The 18812-nt window shown below is 68.9% G+C and carries 18 protein-coding genes; 10 read left to right on the plus strand and 8 right to left on the minus strand.

Going from position 1 to position 18812, the window contains the following annotated elements:
- Positions 1-105 precede the first annotated feature (105 nt).
- Positions 106-1092: an AraC family transcriptional regulator gene (locus CDO81_RS11225; protein ID WP_088483292.1), complete on the plus strand. Its 987-nt coding sequence runs from the start codon at positions 106-108 to the stop codon at positions 1090-1092.
- A complete protein-coding gene (locus CDO81_RS11230; RefSeq protein ID WP_088483293.1) occupies positions 1089-2072 on the plus strand; it encodes a DUF2804 domain-containing protein in 984 nt (327 codons plus the stop codon). The genes CDO81_RS11225 and CDO81_RS11230 overlap by 4 nt, the downstream gene beginning before the upstream one ends.
- Here CDO81_RS11230 and CDO81_RS11235 read toward each other — a convergent pair.
- The 6 genes from CDO81_RS11235 to CDO81_RS11260 all read right to left on the minus strand — a co-directional run bounded on the left by CDO81_RS11235 (position 2013) and on the right by CDO81_RS11260 (position 9194).
- The gene (locus tag CDO81_RS11235) at positions 2013-3179 is read right to left on the minus strand and encodes a PepSY-associated TM helix domain-containing protein (RefSeq protein ID WP_088483357.1); all 1167 of its coding nucleotides are present in this window, start codon (positions 3177-3179) and stop codon (positions 2013-2015) included. The two genes, CDO81_RS11230 and CDO81_RS11235, sit on opposite strands and share 60 nt — an antisense overlap.
- A 13-nt stretch (positions 3180-3192) precedes the next feature.
- On the minus strand, positions 3193-5316 hold the full coding sequence (locus CDO81_RS11240; protein WP_088483294.1) for a TonB-dependent siderophore receptor: 2124 nt from the start codon (positions 5314-5316) through the stop codon (positions 3193-3195).
- A gap of 31 nt (positions 5317-5347) precedes the next feature.
- Entirely contained in the window at positions 5348-5569 is a 222-nt protein-coding gene (locus CDO81_RS11245) for a hypothetical protein (RefSeq protein ID WP_241516957.1), read from the minus strand.
- Between the two features lie 135 nt (positions 5570-5704).
- Positions 5705-8299 carry an ATP-dependent chaperone ClpB gene (clpB, locus tag CDO81_RS11250; RefSeq protein ID WP_088483295.1) on the minus strand — a complete coding sequence of 865 codons (2595 nt, stop codon included), beginning with the start codon at positions 8297-8299 and terminating at the stop codon, positions 5705-5707.
- Between the two features lie 59 nt (positions 8300-8358).
- Positions 8359-8724, minus strand: a complete 366-nt coding sequence (crcB, locus tag CDO81_RS11255) for a fluoride efflux transporter CrcB (RefSeq protein WP_088483296.1) — start codon at positions 8722-8724, stop codon at positions 8359-8361.
- Complete coding sequence (locus CDO81_RS11260) at positions 8721-9194, minus strand: molybdenum cofactor biosynthesis protein MoaE (protein ID WP_088483297.1); 474 nt, start codon at positions 9192-9194, stop codon at positions 8721-8723. The genes crcB and CDO81_RS11260 overlap by 4 nt, the downstream gene beginning before the upstream one ends.
- 114 nt (positions 9195-9308) lie before the next feature.
- Between CDO81_RS11260 and CDO81_RS11265 the strand changes: the two genes are divergently transcribed.
- From CDO81_RS11265 to CDO81_RS11300, 8 genes are all read left to right on the plus strand, one after another.
- Entirely contained in the window at positions 9309-10337 is a 1029-nt protein-coding gene (locus CDO81_RS11265; protein ID WP_088483298.1) for an SPFH domain-containing protein, read from the plus strand.
- A 134-nt stretch (positions 10338-10471) separates the two neighbouring features.
- Positions 10472-12061, plus strand: coding sequence for a DUF4178 domain-containing protein (locus CDO81_RS11270; protein ID WP_088483299.1), 1590 nt, complete (start codon positions 10472-10474; stop codon positions 12059-12061).
- 12 nt (positions 12062-12073) lie between these two features.
- Positions 12074-12295, plus strand: a complete 222-nt coding sequence (locus CDO81_RS11275; protein ID WP_088483300.1) for a DUF350 domain-containing protein — start codon at positions 12074-12076, stop codon at positions 12293-12295.
- Positions 12296-12424: 129 nt separating this feature from the next.
- Complete coding sequence (locus CDO81_RS11280; protein ID WP_088483301.1) at positions 12425-13768, plus strand: M48 family metallopeptidase; 1344 nt, start codon at positions 12425-12427, stop codon at positions 13766-13768.
- A gap of 9 nt (positions 13769-13777) precedes the next feature.
- Positions 13778-14122, plus strand: a complete 345-nt coding sequence (locus CDO81_RS11285; protein WP_088483302.1) for a YciI family protein — start codon at positions 13778-13780, stop codon at positions 14120-14122.
- Between the two features lie 10 nt (positions 14123-14132).
- Positions 14133-15098 (plus strand): TolB family protein, encoded by a 966-nt coding sequence (locus CDO81_RS11290; protein WP_088483303.1) that lies wholly within the window; start codon positions 14133-14135, stop codon positions 15096-15098.
- Entirely contained in the window at positions 15095-16654 is a 1560-nt protein-coding gene (locus tag CDO81_RS11295) for a polyamine aminopropyltransferase (protein WP_088483304.1), read from the plus strand. The genes CDO81_RS11290 and CDO81_RS11295 overlap by 4 nt, the downstream gene beginning before the upstream one ends.
- A complete protein-coding gene (locus CDO81_RS11300) occupies positions 16654-18201 on the plus strand; it encodes a flavin monoamine oxidase family protein (RefSeq protein ID WP_241516958.1) in 1548 nt (515 codons plus the stop codon). The genes CDO81_RS11295 and CDO81_RS11300 overlap by 1 nt, the downstream gene beginning before the upstream one ends.
- On the opposite strand, the gene speD is transcribed toward CDO81_RS11300, so the two are convergent.
- Positions 18191-18556 (minus strand): adenosylmethionine decarboxylase, encoded by a 366-nt coding sequence (speD, locus tag CDO81_RS11305; RefSeq protein WP_088483306.1) that lies wholly within the window; start codon positions 18554-18556, stop codon positions 18191-18193. The genes CDO81_RS11300 and speD overlap by 11 nt on opposite strands.
- A gap of 4 nt (positions 18557-18560) precedes the next feature.
- On the minus strand, positions 18561-18812 hold the full coding sequence (moaD, locus tag CDO81_RS11310) for a molybdopterin converting factor subunit 1 (protein ID WP_088483359.1): 252 nt from the start codon (positions 18810-18812) through the stop codon (positions 18561-18563).

An 18812-nucleotide genomic window follows, 5' to 3' on the forward strand; every position in this document is an offset into this window, starting at 1 on the left:
CCGGCGAAATCTTGACCTGAGGGGCCGCGTTTTTGACAGATCACGCCATGCTGCGGGTCATCACCCAGCGAGCTGCGACAGCGCAGACGGCATGATGACCAGCCCATGGATGAGACCCGCGTCGCCGCCAGCTATGTGCAGTTGCTCTTCGAGCACATGGCAGCCCTCGGACGCGCCGACGCCCTGGGCCCGCCGCCTGCACCGAGCGAGACCTTCGTCGCACTCAAGCGCTGGCAGGCCCTGCTGGCCCAGGCGCGCGACCTCGACCCCGGCCCGAAGGCCACCTTCGCCCTGCGACTGGCACGCGGCATCGCGCCGCGGCATTTCGGCGTGGTGGGCTTTGCGGCGCTGGCCTGCAACACCTTGGCGCAAGCCCTACAGCGGCTCGAGCGCTATCACCGCTCGGTCTACGACGTGAACATCGTCCAGGTGCGCTCCAGCGCCGACGGCCTCAGCATCGAATGGGGCGTCGAGCGCGGCCGGCCGGGCGCGCTGGTGGACGAAACCGCGATCGCGGCCCTTGTGCAACTGGCGCGCGCCTTCACCGGCGAGGCGGTGCGCGCCCGGGCTGTGGACTTCGTCAACCCGCGGCCAGCGGATCTGCGGCCCTACGAGGACTTCTTTGGCGGCACCGTCCGCTTCGGCCAGCCAGTCACCCGGGTGGTGCTCGCCACGCGTGACCTGGCCCTGCCCATGCGAGGCGCCGACCCGGCCCTGCTGGCCCTGCTCGATGCGCAGGCCGAGGCGTTGTTGCAGTCGGTCGCGGCCGTCAGCGGCCCGGTCGCGGTCTGGCGCCAGGCCTTGGTCGGACTGATCCGCAGCGGCCGCACGCAGCTCGCCGACCTCGCCCAGGCGCTACAGATGAGCCCCCGCAGCCTGCAACGGCGCCTCGCCGAACACGGCCACAGCTTCCAGACCCTGCTGGGCCAGACCCGGCAGCAACTGGCAGAGGCCTATCTCCGCGATGGCAGCGTCGAGCTGGCCGAGGTGGCCCTGCTGCTGGGCTACTCCGAGCAGAGCGCCTTCACCCGCGCCTTTCGGCAATGGACAGGCCAGGCACCGCTGCAATGGCGCCGGCAGCAAGCCTCATGACGCCCGCGCCTGCGCAACTGGTCAGCCACGGCCTGCCCGCCCACGGCCGCTACGTCGGCCGCATCGCACGGCTGGACTGGTCCGGGTTGCGCCCGCGCCCAGGCTGGCTGTGGCGATGCCTGCATCACAAGCGTTGGCAGTACGTGGGCTTGGGGCATGACGAGCTCTTCCTGGCTGTGGCCATCGTGGACATCGGCTGGGCCAGCTCAGCCTTCGCTTATCTCTTCGACCGCCGCCGGGGCCGGCTGCTTGCCGACTGGACGCAGGACGGCCTGCCGGGCCTGCAATGCGGCGTGTCGGACGAACCCCTGGCCGGTGCCCACGCGTGGTTCCGGGGGCCGGGTGCCCGCCTGTCGCTGACCCACACGCCAGACGATTTGCTGGCGTTGCAGGTCGAGACCCCCGGCCTGCAGATCGAGGCCTGGCTGGACCTGCACGCCATGCCACCGCCGCTGCTGGCCGTCGGCCCGATCAGCGGCGGCCTCGCGCACGCCACCCAGAAGACCACCGCCGTACCCGTGCGTGGTTGGGCCCAGGCGGGCGGTGAGCGCTTCGCGCTGGACGGCGCCTGGGGCGCGCTAGACGCCTCCAACGGCCTGCTGGCCCGCAACACCGATTGGCGCTGGGCCAGCGCGCATGCGCCGGGCATCGGCTTCAACCTGCAGCAGGGCTACTTCGGCGGGCAGGAGAACGTGCTGTGGCTGGACGAGCAACCGATTGCCCTGGGCACGGCGCAGTTCGAGTTCGACCCCCACCAGCCGCTGGGGCCGTGGCGGGTGTCGACGGACGACGGGATGCTGGACCTCGTCTTCACGCCGGAAGGCGCTCGCCATGCGAACAAGAACCTGGGCGTGGCGATGAGCCGATACGTGCAGCCGGTGGGTGTGTTCGACGGTTGGGTACGCGCGGCGCCGGGGGTGTCAGCGCGGCGTGTCCATCGCCTGTTGGGCGTCACCGAGGACCATGCGTCGCGCTGGTGAGCCCGCTGCCCCGCGCTTCTTCAGCCACAAGTACAGGCCGCTGCCAAGCACGACGATCGTGGCGATGTCCAGCAAGGCCCAGAGGATCTTCATCGGCAGGCCGCCGTAGTCGCCGAAATGCAGGGGCTGCGAGAGCAGCAGCGCGTCCAGGTACCACGGCAACTCCGGTGCTGCAGTCACCCGCGCAGTACGCGCATCCACGAGCACCGGCACCATCAGCTTGGCGGTCAACGGCGTGTCGCCCCGCATGAAGAAGGTGGTGTGGTGCGGGCTGGAGAAGGTGGTTCCGGGGAAGGCGATGAAGTACAGATGCTTGCCCGGCGCTGCGGCCTGGGCGGCTTGCAGTGCTTGCTGCAGCGGCGCTCGGCCTGACTCCGGCACCAGCGGCTGGCCCTGGTAGGGCCGCACGAGTTCGCCAACATGCTCGACCTGCCAGTACTTGACCAGCAGGTCAGCGCCCGTGTTGATGACGCCAGTCGCGCCCACGACGAAGCACCACACCAGTGTCACGATGCCGATCAGGTTGTGCAGGTCCAGCCAGCGGGTGCGGGCCGAGCGGTCGTGGCGCACGGTGCCGAAGTCCAGCTTGCGCATGAACGGCGCATACAGCACCACGCCGGATACCAGCGCCACCAGCAGCAGCAAGCCCATGAAGCCTAGAAAGAGCTTGCCGGGCAGACCGGCGAACAGGTCCACGTGCAGGCGGAACATCAGGTCCATGAAGCCCTCGCCCACGCGGTACTCACCCACCACCTGCCCGGTGCGCGCATCGACCATGACGGACTTGTAGTCGTCGGTCGGCGCGGGTGTGGGCGTGAGCGTGGCCCACCACAGGCGCTCATCGTCGTCGGACTTGCCCATGAACTGCACGATGCGGTCGGGGTAGCGGGCGCGAGCAGCGGCCATCACCTCGTCGGCGCTGGCGCGTCGCGTCTCCAGCTCGGCCTGCAGGGGCGGTGCCTCGATCTCGGTGCCGGTCAGATGGCCGATCTCGTGATGGAAGATCAGCGGCAGGCCCGTCAGGCACAGCAGCAGCATGAACAGTGTGCAGACCAGGCTGCTCCACTTGTGCAGCCAGGCCCACAGCCGGATGGTGCGCGGCGTCAGCGTCACGGCGGCCTCAGAGCTTGTAGTCCAGTGTCACGGACACATTGCGCGGCTCGCCGTAGATGGCGCCATAGGCCAGACCACCAACGTACTTCTTGTCGAACAGGTTGTTCACGTTCAGGCGCAGCGTGGCGGCTGGTGAGACCTCATACGCCGCGAAGGCGTTCGCCACGAGATAGGCGTCCTGCTTGGGACCGCCGGTCTTGCTCACCTCCGACTGCCAGCGCCCGCCCACGCCCAGGTGCAGGGCAGGCAATGCGGGCAGGCGGCTGTCGACACGGAAGTTGACGGTATTGCGCGGCACCCATTCGTAGATGTCCTGGCCATCGGGGCCGGTGAGCTTGAGGTGGGTGTAGCCCAGGGTCAGCTTGGCGTTCTTGCCCAGGCGGCCCGTGGCCTCGGCCTCGAAGCCGCGCGACTTCACGTCCTTGCCTTCGTACCAGGACTGACCGTCCAGCGAGGTCCCCGTGCCCGTGATGACGCCACCGTAGGTCGCCAGCCCCTGCTGCCGCGCCGTGAAGACGGCAAAGGTCGTCAGCAGCGCGCGATCCAGCCATTCGGCCTTCACACCCGCCTCGGCGTTGACGCCTTTCATAGGGGCGAGGTACTCGCCCTTCTTGTCGGTCTGGTCCTGGTTCTGGAAGATGTCGGAGTACGACACATAGCCCGTCACGGCGGGCGAGAAGGCATACGTCAAGCCCACATAGGGGCTGACCTCCCGGGTGTCAGGGTAGACGGTGTTGGTCGCGGCATTGCCGTAGATGGAAGCGCCGCTGCGTGCCAGCCGCACCGCGTTCATGCCGAGGATGCCCTTGAGCTCGTCCGTCAGGCTGATCTGCGATGCGGCGTATAGACGAGTGAGCTTCTGCTCGCCGCGGGTGCTCGGCTGGCGTGAACCCCAGGTGGGCTCGGTGTACACATCGCCGCCATACGGGAAGGCTGGCAAGGCGTCGCCCATGTGATCCTGCACCGGGAAGATGTTCACGGCCGTCTTCTCGCGCGACTGGCTCACGCCCAGCAGCAACCGGTGCCGACGGCCGAAAGCGGTGAAGTCGCCGCTCAGGTTGGCGTCCAGCACCCGGTGGTCGGTGTCACCTTCGCTGCGGTAGGGCCAGCCGATAACGCCGGTGTTGTCGGCATTCAGCACACCGGTGGGCGAGTAGGCGTACAGCAGCCGCGTCGACTCGTCGCCATGCCGCGTGTTGTAGGTCAGCTTGGCCTCCCACCCCTCGGCCAACTGGTGGGCGTATTCGATGAAGGCGTTGTAGGACCGGGTGTTCCAGTAGGTCCAGCGCTGCGAGGTGGACGAGCCGACGGGGAAGTCGGCCTGGGTGCCGTCGGCACGCCGCAGCGTGAGCGAGCCCCACATCGGCGAGTCCTGCTTCGAGTCCACGGCCGTGAGGCCCAACGTCAGCACGCCGCGGCTGCCGATCTGGCCGTCGACCACGCCATAGACCGAGGTGCGCTTGTCATGCAAGTCGCGCAGGTAGGAGTCCTTGTCCTCATGCGCCACCACCAGCCGGCCCGCCCAGGCCCCGTCCTCGGTCAGCACCTTGTTGAGGTCGAGCGCGGCTCGCTTCTTGCCCCAGGCGCCCAGGGTCAGGTTGAACTCGCCGTTGTCCTGGTTCAGTGGACGCTTGCGGATGTAGTTGATCGTGCCTGACGCATTGCCCACGCCGGTGAGCAAGCCGTTGGCGCCGCGGATCAGCTCGATGCGGTCGAACAGGAAGGTGTCTTCACGGCCGACGACCGTTCCCCAGGCGTTGGTCATGCCCAGGCCGTCGACCTGGGTCAGCTGGATGTCGAAGCCGCGGGCATTGAAGGTGGCGCGGTTGGTCTCGTACTGCTCGACGTTGATGCCGGTGGCCAGGCCGAGCGCTTCGTTGCTGCCGGTCAGGCCGAAGTTGGCCATGTCCTCGCCGTCGATGTTGCTGATGGTCTGCGGCGTCTCCTTGACGTCCATCGCCAGGCCGGTCGCGCCCTTCGAGACACGGTTGGCCCGCTTGCCGGTGACCACGACGGTCTGCAGGCTGGCGGCTTGAGGTGATTCGGCGGGCGTTGCAGCGGTCTGTGCGCGGGCGGGCAGGCTGGCGGCCGCCAGTGCGCAGGCGGTCAGGAGAAAGGCGGGAGGCGTCATCAGGCAGGTGGATGTGAATACGAAGGGACGATCAGCGGCGCAGGACGCACCGGGCAACGACGAGCAGCGGCACACCCAGCGCGAGCCACGACCAGGTGTCGCCCCAGCCGTCGGACACCAGGGCCGAGACCAGTCCCGTGGCGCTCAGCAGTCCGAGCGCCACGGGCCAGCCCCACAGCCGCCCGGGCGTGTGACGGGCGGATGCTGGCGACAGCTGTGGGCTGCGGTTCGACCGTTCGTGCGAGCTCGTCATGCCATCAAATACAAATGAGAACGATTCGCATTCTATACACAAGACAATAAAAACCGCCCTGCCTTGCGGTCAGGGCGGCTGCAGCGGCCTCGGGTGGCGTGTCTGGACGCTCGGCGGGCGCGCCCGCCGGCGGCCTCAGTGCACCACGCGGCCGAAGGAGAACTCGCCGTCGGCGATCTGCACCGGGATCACGTCCTTGGGCCCGAACTTGCCCTCCAGGATCAACTTGGACAACGGGTTCTCCACCCGCTGCTGGATGGCGCGCTTCAGCGGCCGGGCGCCGAAGACCGGGTCGAAGCCGACCTTGGCCAGTTCGTCCAGCGCCTCCTCGCTGACGTAGAGCTTCATCTCCATCTTCTCCAGGCGCGCTTCCAGCTGACGCAGCTGGATCTTGGCGATGGACTTGATGTGCTCTGCGCCCAGGGCGTGGAAGATCACGGTCTCGTCGATGCGGTTCAGGAACTCGGGCCGGAAGTGGCTCTTGACCTCGCCCCACACCGCGTCGCGGATCACGTCCTCGCCCTGCCCCGCCAGCGCCATGATGTGCTGGCTGCCCAGGTTGGACGTCATCACGATGACCGTGTTCTTGAAGTCGACCGTGCGCCCCTGTCCGTCCGTCAGGCGGCCATCGTCCAGCACCTGCAGCAGCACGTTGAACACGTCCGGGTGGGCCTTCTCCACCTCGTCGAGCAGCAGCACCGAGTAGGGCTTGCGGCGCACGGCTTCGGTCAGAGTGCCGCCTTCCTCGTAGCCCACATACCCCGGCGGCGCGCCGATCAGACGGCTCACCGAGTGCTTCTCCATGAACTCGCTCATGTCGATGCGCACCATGTGGTCCTCGCTGTCGAACAGGAAGCCCGCCAGCGCCTTGCACAGCTCGGTCTTGCCCACGCCGGTGGGGCCGAGGAACAGGAAGCTGCCCAGCGGCCGGTTGGGGTCGGAGAGGCCCGCGCGCGAACGGCGGATGGCGTCGGACACGGCCTGGATGGCTTCGTCCTGGCCCACCACGCGCTCATGCAGCTTGGTTTCCATCTGGAGCAGCTTCTCGCGCTCGCCCTGCATCAGCTTGGACACCGGGATGCCCGTGGCACGCGCCACGACCTCAGCGATCTCCTCGGCACCCACCAGCGTGCGCAGCAGCTGCGGCCGGTCCGGGTTGCCGGCCTTGCCCGCTTCCTTGGCCTGGGCTTCCTTCAGCTGCTTCTCCAGCTCCGGCAGACGCCCGTACTGCAGTTCGGCCACCTTGTTGAAGTCGCCCTTGCGCTTGAGCTCCTCGATCTGCTGGCGGATGCGGTCGATCTCTTCCTTGACGTGCGCCGAGCCCTGGGCCTGCGCCTTCTCGGCCGTCCAGATCTCTTCCAGGTCTTCGTACTCGCGCTGGAGCTTCTGCAGCTCTTCCTCGATGAGCGCAAAGCGCTTCTGCGAGCCCTCGTCCTTTTCCTTGCGCACGGCCTCGCGCTCGATCTTGAGCTGGATCATGCGGCGGTCGAGCCGGTCCATGGCCTCGGGCTTGGAGTCGATCTCGATCTTGATCTTGGCCGCGGCCTCGTCGATCAGATCGATGGCCTTGTCGGGCAGGAAACGGTCGGTGATGTAGCGGTGGCTCAGCTCGGCCGCGGCGACGATGGCCGGGTCGGTGATCTCCACGCCGTGGTGCACCTCGTACTTCTCCTGCAGGCCGCGCAGGATGGCAATCGTGGCCTCCACGCTGGGCTCGTCGACCAGCACCTTCTGGAAGCGGCGCTCCAGCGCGGCGTCCTTCTCCACGTACTTGCGGTATTCATCCAGCGTGGTCGCGCCGATGCAGTGCAGCTCGCCGCGCGCCAGGGCCGGCTTGAGCATGTTGCCCGCGTCGATGGCGCCCTCGGCCTTGCCAGCGCCCACCATGGTGTGGATCTCGTCGATGAAGAGGATGGTCTGGCCCTCGTCCTGCGCCACTTCCTTCAGCACGCCCTTCAGGCGCTCCTCGAAGTCGCCGCGGTACTTGGCGCCGGCCAGCAGCAGGGCCATGTCGAGCACCAGCACGCGCTTGTTCTTGAGCGAGTCGGGCACCTCGCCGTTGACGATGCGCTGCGCCAGGCCCTCGACGATGGCCGTCTTGCCCACGCCGGGCTCGCCGATGAGCACGGGGTTGTTCTTGCTGCGCCGCTGCAGCACCTGGATGGCGCGGCGGATCTCCTCGTCACGGCCGATGACGGGGTCGAGCTTGCCCTGCCGCGCGCGGTCCGTCAGGTCGAGGGTGTACTTCTTGAGCGCCTCACGCTGGCCCTCGGCCTCGGCGTTATCGACCGTCTGGCCACCGCGCACGGCTTCGATGGCGGCCTCCAGGGCCTTGCGGGTCAGGCCGTGGCCGCGCACGACGCCGGCCAGGTCGGTCTTGGCGTCGGCCAGGGCCAGCAGGAACATCTCGCTGGCGATGAACTGGTCGCCGCGCTTGGTGGCTTCCTTCTCGGCCGCCTGCAGCAGGGCGACGAGGTCACGCCCGGCCTGCACGGTCTGCCCGGCACCACTGACCTGCGGCAAGCCGGCCATCAGGCCGTCGAGCGCCGTCTTCAGGCCCTGCGCCTTGACACCGGCGCGCTCCAGCAGCGCACGCGGCCCGTCGTCCTGGGCCAGCATGGCCGACAGCACGTGGACGGGCTCGATGTAGGGGTTGTCACGCGCCAGGGCCAGGCTCTGGGCCTCGCCAAGCGCCTCTTGGAAACGGGTGGTGAACTTGTCGGCACGCATGGAATGAATCCTCCGGTTGCGAAGCCAAGTGGGCGCCTTTCAGCGCTTTTCAAGTTGACTCAAATCAAGGCCTGCACCAGCTTCATGCCCGCCCAGGCCGCCAGCAGCGAGCCCAGCACGTGGCTGACCGTGTGGGCCAGCGCCATGCCGAACTCCCCATGCCGCAGCAGCGCCAGCGACTCGCCCGAGAACGACGAAAACGTGGTCAGCCCGCCCAGAAAGCCCGTCACGAGCAGCAGCTTCAACAGGTCGTTGGGCTGGCGGCCAAACCACTCCAGCGCCATGCCGATCAGAAACCCGCCCACCACGTTCACCAGCAGCGTGCCCAGCGGAAAGCCCGCCCAGCGGGTGTTGAACAGCAGGCCTGCCTGCCAGCGAGCGAGCGCGCCGAGCGCCGCACCGACCGAGATCACCAGCGCATTCATGCCGCGTTCCCCGCGGTGATGCCCCAGCGCGCCAGGGCGGCGTCATCGGCCTCGCGGGCGTCCACCCAATGGGCGCCGTCGGGCGTGAATTCCTTCTTCCAGAACGGCGCCTGGGTCTTGAGATAGTCCATCAGGAACTCACAGGCCTGGAAGGCCTGGCCCCGGTGGGCACTGGCCACCAGCACGAGCACGATCTGCTCGCGCGCCTGCAGCAGCCCGACGCGGTGGATGACCCGCGCCGCCCGGATGTCGAAACGGGCGAACGCCTCGTCCACCATCGCCTCGATGGCCGCCTCCGTCATGCCGGGGTAATGCTCGAGCTCCATCTGAGACACGGCCGCCCCGCTGCTGCGCTCGCGTACCGTGCCGACGAACGCCACGACGGCGCCAATACCGCCGTCCCCCATTCGCAGGGCTGCCGTTTCGGCGCCCAGGTCGAAATCTGCTGATTGGATGCACACTCTGGCCATGTCACGGATTCTCACCTTGGGCGGCGGTGAGATTCACCTGTTTTGGCGTCGATCTGCCCACAAGCCGCCGCATACTGGGCGCCGTTCATTTCTCACGCTGCCAGGAATTTCGACATGGCCCTGATGGATTTCATCAAGAAACAGTTCATAGACGTCATCCAGTGGACGGAGGACGGCGATGGCACGCTGGCCTGGCGCTTCCCGATGGCGGGCATGGAAATCCAGAACGGCGGCCAGCTGGTGGTGCGCGAGAGCCAGGTGGCGGTGTTCGTGAACGAGGGTCAGGTGGCCGACGTCTTCGGCCCCGGCACCCACAAGCTGACCACCCAGACGCTGCCCGTCCTGACCTACCTCAAGAACTGGGACAAGCTCTTCGAGTCGCCGTTCAAGAGCGACGTCTACTTCTTCAGCACCCGCCAGCAGATCGACCAGCGCTGGGGCACGAGCCAGCCCGTGTCCATCCGTGACAAGGACTTCGGCGCGGTGCGCATCCGCGCTTTCGGCAACTACGCCTACCGCATCAAGGATGCCAAGGTCTTCCACAGCCAGATCTCAGGCACCCGGGAGCGCTACACCGCCGCCGAGTTGGACGGGCAGCTGCGTGGCCTGATGCTGCAGCACATCAGCGATGCCGTCGCGAGCAGCGGCACCGCCTTCCTTGACCTCGCCGCCAACCAGATCGAGTTTGCGGCCGCCCTCAAGAACGCCACCGCGCCGTCGTTCGACGCCCTCGGCCTGGAGTTGCTGTCGGTGACGATGCAGAACGTGTCGCTGCCCGAAGAGCTGCAGAAGATCCTCGACCAGCGCATCGGCATGGGCATCATCGGCCAGAACATGGGCCAGTTCATGCAGTACCAGACCGCGCAGGCCATCCCCGAGCTGGCCAAGGGCGCAGGCTCGGGCAGCGGCATCGCGGGTGAAGCCGTCGGCCTGGGGGCCGGCGTGGCCTTGGGCCAGACCCTGGCCCAAACGCTGGGTCAAGGCCTGGCCGGCGTCGGCACGGCCGCCCCGGCCCCGGCCGCGAGCAAGCCGGACGACATCGTGGCCCTGCTGGAAAAGCTCGGCGACCTCAAGGCCAAGGGCATCCTGACCGACGAGGAATTCGCCGCCAAGAAGGCTGACCTCCTGAAAAAGCTTGGCTAGACATTGGCCCACCCCCTACCGGCTTGTGCCGGCCCCCTCCAGGGGGCGCCGTCAGTGGCCCGGCAAAGCCGGTTCCACGGCGGCCGCTGGGCCGCTACCTAAGCTGCCTGCGTTGATCCAGCTGAACTTCCCCAATGGCTGAGGCAACGGCCCAGCGAAAGTGGCGCGCGGCGTGCCCGAATTGCGGCGCGCCGGTCGAGTTCGCCAGCGCAGCCTCGGCCAGCGCCGTCTGCAGCTTCTGCCGCAGCACGCTGCTGCGCGATGGCGACACGCTGAGCCGCATCGGCCAAAGCGCCGAGATCTTTGATGACTACTCGCCCCTGCAACTCGGCGCCACCGGGCGCTGGATGGGCCAGGGCTTTGCGGTGGTCGGCCGCGTGCAGCGTGGCTCGGAGCTGGGCAACTGGAACGAATGGCACCTGCTCTTCGATGCCGGTGAGCACGAGCGCGTGGGCTGGCTCAGTGAAGACAACGGCCAGTTCGTCCTCGGCCTGGAGGCGCCTCTCACCGAGACGCCCCCGCCCGAACCTCAGCTCGGCGCCCCGCTGACCCTGGCTGGCCAGCGCTGGCAGGTGGCCGCGGTGGTGCAGGCCGCCCTGCGGGCTGCCGAAGGCGAACTGCCCCGGGTGCCCAGGGCGGGTCGAATCGTCGAACTGCGCAATGCGCAGGACGAAGTCGGCAGCCTGGAGTACCGGGACGGCGAGCCGCCGGTCTGGTCGGTCGGCCGCGGTGTGCAGTTGGCCGACCTGGCGTTGCAGGGCCTGCGCACCACGGCCGAGGGCGAATCCGTCGCCGAGGCCAAGTTCAAGGGCCGGGCGCTGGCCTGCCCCAACTGCGGCGCCTCGCTGGAACCCAAACTCGCCGAATCGCGCAGCATGAGCTGCGGCCAATGCCACGCGGTGGTGGAACTGCCCGCGGGCGATGCCAAGGCCGTGGCCTTTGCCGCGCAGGACCGCGGGCTGCCGCCGCTCATCCCGATCGGCCGTACCGGCACCCTCGCGTTCGCGGGCGAGAAGCCCCTGCCCTGGCAGGTGGTGGGTTACCAGGAGCGTTGCGACATCCCCGAGGACGCCGACGACGAACAGAGCTTCTGGCGCGAGTACCTGCTCTACAACCGCCTGAGCGGCTTCGCCTTCCTGGTGGACACCCGCGAGGGCTGGAGCCTCGTGCGCACCCTGACCGGCGCGCCGCAGCCGGTGCGCGGCGGCGTGCAATGGCAGGGCCGGGCCTATTCGCAGCGCTGGGTCTACGGCGCCAAAACCACCCATGTGCTCGGCGAGTTCTACTGGCCCGTGCGCCTGGAGGACCGCGTGCAGGTGACCGACTTCAGCACCAGCGATGGCCGCTACCTGCTCAGTCGCGAACAGCAGGGCCCGGAAGTCACCTGGAGTGGCGGGCAGACACTGGCGGCCGACGAGGTGCGCAAGGCCTTCAACCTGGTCGCCCCGAACCTGCCCTTCGCCCGCGACGCTTCGGCCTTCAAGAACAACACCGGCACGCTGCTGCGCAACATCGTGATCGCGCTGTTCCTGATCGTGCTGCTGGTGGCGCTGATGCGGGCCTGCTCGGGCGACGACTGCCAGCGCTACAAGGACAGCTTCGGTGAGAACAGCACCGAGTACCAGCAATGCCGCAGCAGCGCGCGCAGCGGCGGGGGCTACTACGGCGGCTCCAGCGGCGGCAGCTACGGCGGCTACAGCAGCGGTGGCGGCGGCCACAAGTAAACGGAGAACCCCATGACCATCGATTGGCTCAAGCCTGAAGTCATCCTCGGCTCGACGATGTACGCCGTCATCGGCGTCGTCATCTTCTGGGTGTCGTTCATCATCGTCGACAAGATCACGCCCTACAAACTCTGGGAAGAACTCGTCGAGCACAAGAACGTCGCGCTGGCCATCGTGGTGGGGGCGATGTGCATCTCCATCGGCAACATCGTCGCGGCAGCCATTCACGGCTGAGCAGCGCGGCTGCGGGTCATCGTGCCCGGTGGCAGCCCATGCACCGCGGCGTGCAGGCTGTCCGCATGCCTCTGGCGGGGCCGGCGCGGGCTCGACACCATCGCGCCGCTTCAAGCTCCGGAGAACCCCATGACCTCTCGCCGCTGGGTGGCTGCAGCCGCCCTCGCCTTCGCTTTCAGCCTGCACGTCGGCCCGGCACAGGCGGCTGACGCCGAGTCCCAGGCCGCCAAGGCCGACGCCACCGCCCAGGCCTCGGGATTCAAGATCCGCCCCGTCGACGACGCCTGGCGCGCCGCACTGCCCCGCAATGCCGAGGCCGCCACGCAGGCCTACCTGGACCGCCTGCCAGCCGACGTGCAGGCGAAATCGGCTGCCTACTGGGAGGGCGGCTACTGGATGCAGCTCTGGAACCTGCTGCTCGGACTGGTGCTGGCGGCCGTGTTCCTGGCCGGCCGCCGTGCGGCCCGGGTGCGCGACTGGGCGGCCCGCGTCGGTCGTGGCCCCTTGAGGCGCGACATGCTGTTTGCAGGCACCTACCTGGCCCTGAGCGAGCTCATCAGCCTGCCGCTGACCTTCTATCAGGGCTGGTGGCGCGAGCAGGCCTACGGCATGTCGACGCAGACCGTGCCGGCCTGGGTCGGCGAATGGCTGATGTCCACGGCCATCTCGCTCGTCATTGGCGCCCTAGTGCTGGGCGGCCTGTACGCGCTGATCCGCCGCGCGGGCGCGCGCTGGTGGATCTGGGGCGCCGTGGGCGGCATGGGGCTGACAACGCTCCTGGTGGCGCTGAGCCCGGTGTTCATCGAGCCGCTGTTCAACACCTACAAGCCGGTGGAAGACGGGCCACTCAAGCGCGCAGTGCTGCAGATGGCGCACGCGGTGAGCGTGCCCGTCGACAACGTGTACGTGTTCGACGCCTCGCGTCAGACCACCCGCATCAGCGCCAACGTCTCGGGCCTGTTCGGCACCGCAGCCGTACGGCTGAACGACAACCTGCTGCGCCGCACGTCGGAGCCCGAGGTACGGGCCGTCATGGGGCATGAGCTGGGCCACTACGTGATGAACCACATCCCCAAGACCCTGCTCATGCTGACGCTGGTGCTGCTGGTCGGGTTCTACCTGGCGCAAGCCGCCATGAGCTGGCTGCTGGTGCGCTTCGCTGCGGCCACCGGCATCCGCCAGGTCGATGACGTCGCCGGGCTGCCGATGCTGCTGGCGGTGTTCTCGCTGTTCTTCACGCTGACCACGCCGGTCAACAACACGATCACCCGCGTGCAGGAGACCGAGGCAGACCGCTTCGGGCTGGCCTTATCGCGCGAGCCGCACGGCTTTGCCGAAGCGCAGCTGCGGCTGGTGGAATATCGCAAGGCCGACCCGGGTCGGCTGGAAGAGTTCGTGTTCTTCCACCACCCGAGCACCCGCCAGCGCATCCTGGACGCGATGCGCTATCGCGAGGCCATGAACCTGCCTTGAACCCAACCCATGCCTGACCACGACTTCGCCGCCCTGACCGCCAACGCCCACGAAGACTGGACCCTCTTCGCGGTGCGCTTTCACGACAAGCCCGGAGCCGGCGAGCTGCGTCGACAGCTGCTGCAGGCGCATCTCGAATGGGTGGCTGCCCACCAGGACGTGGTGCGCGTGGCGGGTTCGCTGCGAGATACCCCTGACGGCACCCCGGTCGGCGGCTTGTGGGTCATCCGGGCGCGAGACAAGGCGGCCGTCGAGGCCCTGATCGCCACCGATCCCTTCACCACCGGCGGCCTGCGCGCGGGCTGGGACATCCACTACTGCAGCAAGGCCCTGCCGCAGCCGGTGTCCTTCTAGACTGCGGGCCATGCTGCAGACCCTGACCCGCCGCGCCCTGATGGGCGCCGGCATCGCCACCTTCGCCGCGTTGCCGCCCGCCCTCGCCGCCGACTCGCGGCCGGACGTGGCCATCGTGACCGCCCAGCTGGACCTCGCCGCCGGACGGGTCACCGACGTCACCAACATCACGCCCGGCCAAGGGGCCAACTTCCAGCCCTCGTTCACCCGGGACGGCAAGGCCATCCTGTTCGCGTCGGACCGCAGCGGCTCCAACAACGTCTACCGGCACGACCTCGCCACCGGCGAGACCCAGGCGCTGACCGCCACGCCGCACAACCTCTACTCGCCCACGCCCCTGCCCGACGGCAGCGGCTTCTCTGCCATTCGCGTGGTCGATGCGGACCCGGCCTACGGCATCGAGCGCAAGCAGCCGTCGCTGTGGCGCTTCGGCTGGGACGGCCAGGAAATCGGCCCGGTCGTGCCGGTGATGCGCGTGGGCTACCACGCCTGGGTGGACGAGCATCGGCTGGCCCTCTTCATCGTCGACGACGTGCCCGAGCGCAACGCCCACCGTGCGGTGCTGTTCGACCGCCGCACCGCCGTAAGCACGCCCCTGACCGACAAACCCGGCCGCTCACTCGGCCGCACGGCCGACGGCCGCCGCGCGCTGTTCGTGGACCAGACCGACCCGGCCCACTGGCGTCTGTGCGCCCAGGCCGCCGGCGACACCCAGGCGCAGGTGCTGGCGGAAACGCCCGTCGGCCCCGCGGGCGAGAAGGACCCGCAACGCAGCCAGTACTTCGCGGCCTTGCCCGACGGCTCCGTGATCATGGCGCGCGGCACGTTGCTGCTGCGCTGGAGTGGCAAGGCCGGCGCCGGCTTCGAGCCGCTGGCTGACCTGCCCCAGGTCGGCGGCGTCATCCGCAACATTGCCGCCAGCCCCGACGGCTCACGCCTCGCGTTCTCCGTCACGCTCGCGGCGCCCAAGCCGTGAGCGACACGCACAGCCCACCCTCGCGCGCCTCGCTGGCCGAGCTGCTGCTGCTGGCCAGCGTCTTCGTCATTGCGGCCTGCGGCCTGGTCTACGAGCTCGCGGCCGGCGCGCTGGCGAGCTATCTGCTCGGCGACTCGGTACTGCAGTTCTCCACCGTGATCGGCGTCTACCTGTTCGCGATGGGCCTGGGCTCCTGGCTGTCGCGCTTCGTGGAGCGGCAACTGGTGGGCGTCTTCCTGCAGGTGGAGTTGCTGGTGGGCGTCATCGGCGGCCTGATGCCGGCGGCCCTGTTTGCCGTGCACAGCCTGCTGCCACCCGGCGAGGGCGCGCCCTTCCGCGTGCTGCTGTACGGGCTGGTGCTGCTGGTGGGCACGCTGGTGGGGCTGGAGATTCCGCTGGTGATGCGCATCCTGAAGCGGCACTTCAGCGCTCGCTACGGGCTGAAAGACCTGGTCTCGCAGGTACTCACCTTCGACTACCTCGGGGCCCTGCTGGTGGCCCTGGCCTTCCCGCTGGTGCTGGTGCCTCAGCTGGGGCTGGTGCGCACCGGCGTCGCCTTCGGCCTGCTCAACGTGGGCGTGGCGGTCTGGGCCCTGTGGCTCTTCAGGGCCGACCTGCGCGCCCTGCCGTCGCATGTGGCGGCCTGCGTGCTGTCCGCCCTGCTGCTGCTGGCTGCGCTGCTGGGCGCCGACCACCTCACCACCTGGGCCGAGGACCGGTTCTACGGCGAACACATCGTCTTCAAGCAAAGCAGCGTCTACCAGCGCATCGTCGTGACCGACGGGCATGCGGGCACGCGGCTGTTCCTGAACGGCAATCTGCAGTTCCACTCCAAGGACGAGTACCGCTATCACGAAGCCCTGGTGCAGCCGGCGATGGCCGCCCACGGCGCCCCGAAGCGGGTGCTGGTGCTGGGCGGCGGCGACGGCATGGCGGTGCGTGAAATCCTGAAGTACCCGAGCGTCGAGCAGGTCACCCTGGTGGAGCTGGACCCGCTGATGACCTCCCTGTTCCGCGACAACCCCAAGCTGGCCGCCCTCAACGCGCATGCGCTGTCCAGCCCCAAGCTGCGCATCGTCAATGCCGACGCCTTCGGGTGGCTCGAGCAGCAGACCGAGGTGTTCGACGTCATCGTCATCGACTTCCCCGACCCCTCCAACTTCGCGCTGGGCAAGCTCTACACCGCCAGCTTCTACGACCTGGTGGACCAGCACCTGAGCGCTGGCGGCTACGCCGTCGTGCAGACCACCTCGCCGCTGATTGCACGTCGCAGCTTCTGGACGGTGGTGGCCACCGTCGAATCCACCGGCCTCACCGCCACGCCCTATCACGCGCATGTGCCGAGCTTCGGCGAATGGGGCTTCGTGCTGGCCTCACGCCGGCCCTTCCGGCTGCCGACCCAATTCCCGCCCGGACTGCGCTTCGTCAGCGCGAGCAGCCTGCCGGCCCTGCTGGACTTCCCGCCCGACATGGCGCGCGTGCCCGCCGAGGTGAACCGCCTGTCGAACCAGGTGCTGGTGCAGACCTTCGAAGAGGAATGGGGCAAGGTGCACTGATGCTGAAGCGGCGCGAGGTTCTGCTGGCGAGCCTGGCCATGGCGGGCTGCAGCCACGAGGCGCCGGCACCGCAAGGCGGCTGGGTGGGCACGCACCCGGAGCGAGGCCACCGCCTGCGCGGTGCGCTGCCGGCAGCCAACGGTCCGCTGAAGCAGACCGGCGTCCTCATTGTTGGCAGTGGCATCGCGGGTCTGGCCTGCGCGCGGGCCTTGATGCAGCGCGGCGTGGACGACGTGGCATTGCTCGACCTGGAGGACCAATCGGGCGGCAACAGCCGCGGCCACCGCCTGGCGGGCTCACCCTGCCCGCTGGGCGCCCACTACCTGCCCGTGCCGGGGCCCGAGGCCCGCGAGGTGTTGGCGCTGCTGCACGAGCTGGGCCTGGCCACGCACCGCCTGGGCCGCACCGAATGGGACGAACGCCATCTCTGCCACAGCCCACAGGAACGGCTGTTCTTCGACGGCGCCTGGCATGACGGCCTCCTGCCCCCGGCCGACGGCGCGGCGGGCCTGGCCCAATACCGCAGGTTCGGCGACCTCGTCGCGCAGCTGCAGCGGGACCTGGGCTTCGCGATACCCACGCACCGCGCGCCGTGGACGGCCGAGCATGCGCGCCTGGACCGGCAGACCTTCGCCGCCTGGCTCGATGGCCAGGGCCTGACCGACACCCGCCTGCGCTGGTACCTGGACTACTGCTGCCGCGACGACTTCGGCGCCGATGCAGCCACCGTGTCGGCCTGGGCCGGCCTGCACTACTTCGCCAGCCGGCACGGCTTTCACGCGCCCGGCGACGAGACAGCCGAACGTGAACCGGTGCTGACCTGGCCCGAAGGCAACGGCTGGCTGTCGGCCCGCCTGGCGCAACCGCTGCAGGACCGGCTGCACCTCGGCCGCACGGTGCTGCGCGTGACCGAGGGGCGCCAGGGCGTGGAAGCGCTGGCCTGGAACGAGGCCACCCAGGCCCCCGAGCGCTGGGCGGCGCGCGCCGTCGTCATGGCCACGCCGCTGTTCGTGTCGGCCCGGCTGCTGGCTGAGCCGCCCGCCGCGCTGCGCGCGCTCCAGCAGCCCCATGCGCCCTGGCTGACGGCCAACGTGCTGCTGCGCGAACCGCTGCTCATGCGACCGGGCGCCCCACCGTCCTGGGACAACGTGCGCTACGGCTCCGCGGCGCTGGGCTACGTGGACGCACGCCACCAGGACCTGGACCCGACACCCCGACCACCGCTGCTGACCGCCTACCTCGCACTGCCGCAGGCGCAACGATCCGCCCTGCTGCGACAGCCCTGGCAGCACTGGGCCGGCCTGGTGCTGGACGACCTGGCCGGCACCCACCCTGACCTGCCCGCCAAGGTCGAACGCATCGACCTGTGTCGCTTCGGCCATGCGATGAGCATCCCGGTGCCCGGCCTGCGCGGCTCTGCGGCACTGGCAGCGCTGAACGAGCAGCGCGGCCGCGTGGTGTTCGCCCACAGCGACCTGGCCGGCTATTCGGTCTTCGAGGAGGCCTACACGGCCGGCGTGCTGGCGGCCCGGCGCCTCAGCCTCTGAGCCACTGCTGGCGGCTGACCGTGCCTGGGGCGAAGGCGGCGATGAGGGCGTCCAGCAGCGCCCGCGCCTTCATGCTGTTGTCGCCGCCGTAATTGCAGACGTAGACATCCAGCGTCACCGCGCCCAGCTCGGGCCACGTGTGCACGGCCACGTGCGACTCGGCCAGCAGCACCACGCCCGTGATGCCGCTTTGGCCATCGGCCGGGCCGAAGCGGTGCATCAGCTCGGCCACGCCGCTGAGGCCGGCCGTGCGCACCGCATCACCACAGGCAACGGCCAGTGCGGCGGTGTCCGTCATCAACAGCCGCCCTGGGTCGACACCGCGCAGGTCCGCGGTGAGGTGCAGGCCCTTCATCGATTCATCCGCCGGTGACCGGCGGGAAGAAGGCGAGTTCATCGCCCTCGGCCAGCACCACGCTCTCGGCGGCCATCTTCTGGTTGACGGCGGCACGCACCGCGCGGCTGCGGGCCAGCGCTTCGGCATGCGCGCCGCCGCGCGCCATGAGTGCATCGCGGGCGTCGCCGACCGTGCTGCCCGAAGGCAGCGTCAACGAGTCGGTCTCACCCAGCTTTTCGCGCAGCGAGGCAAAGAAGCGCAGCGTCACGGTCAG

Origin of the sequence: Roseateles puraquae (genome assembly GCF_002205845.1) — a bacterium.
In the GTDB taxonomy this organism is placed as follows: Bacteria; Pseudomonadota; Gammaproteobacteria; order Burkholderiales; family Burkholderiaceae_C; genus Pelomonas; species Pelomonas puraquae.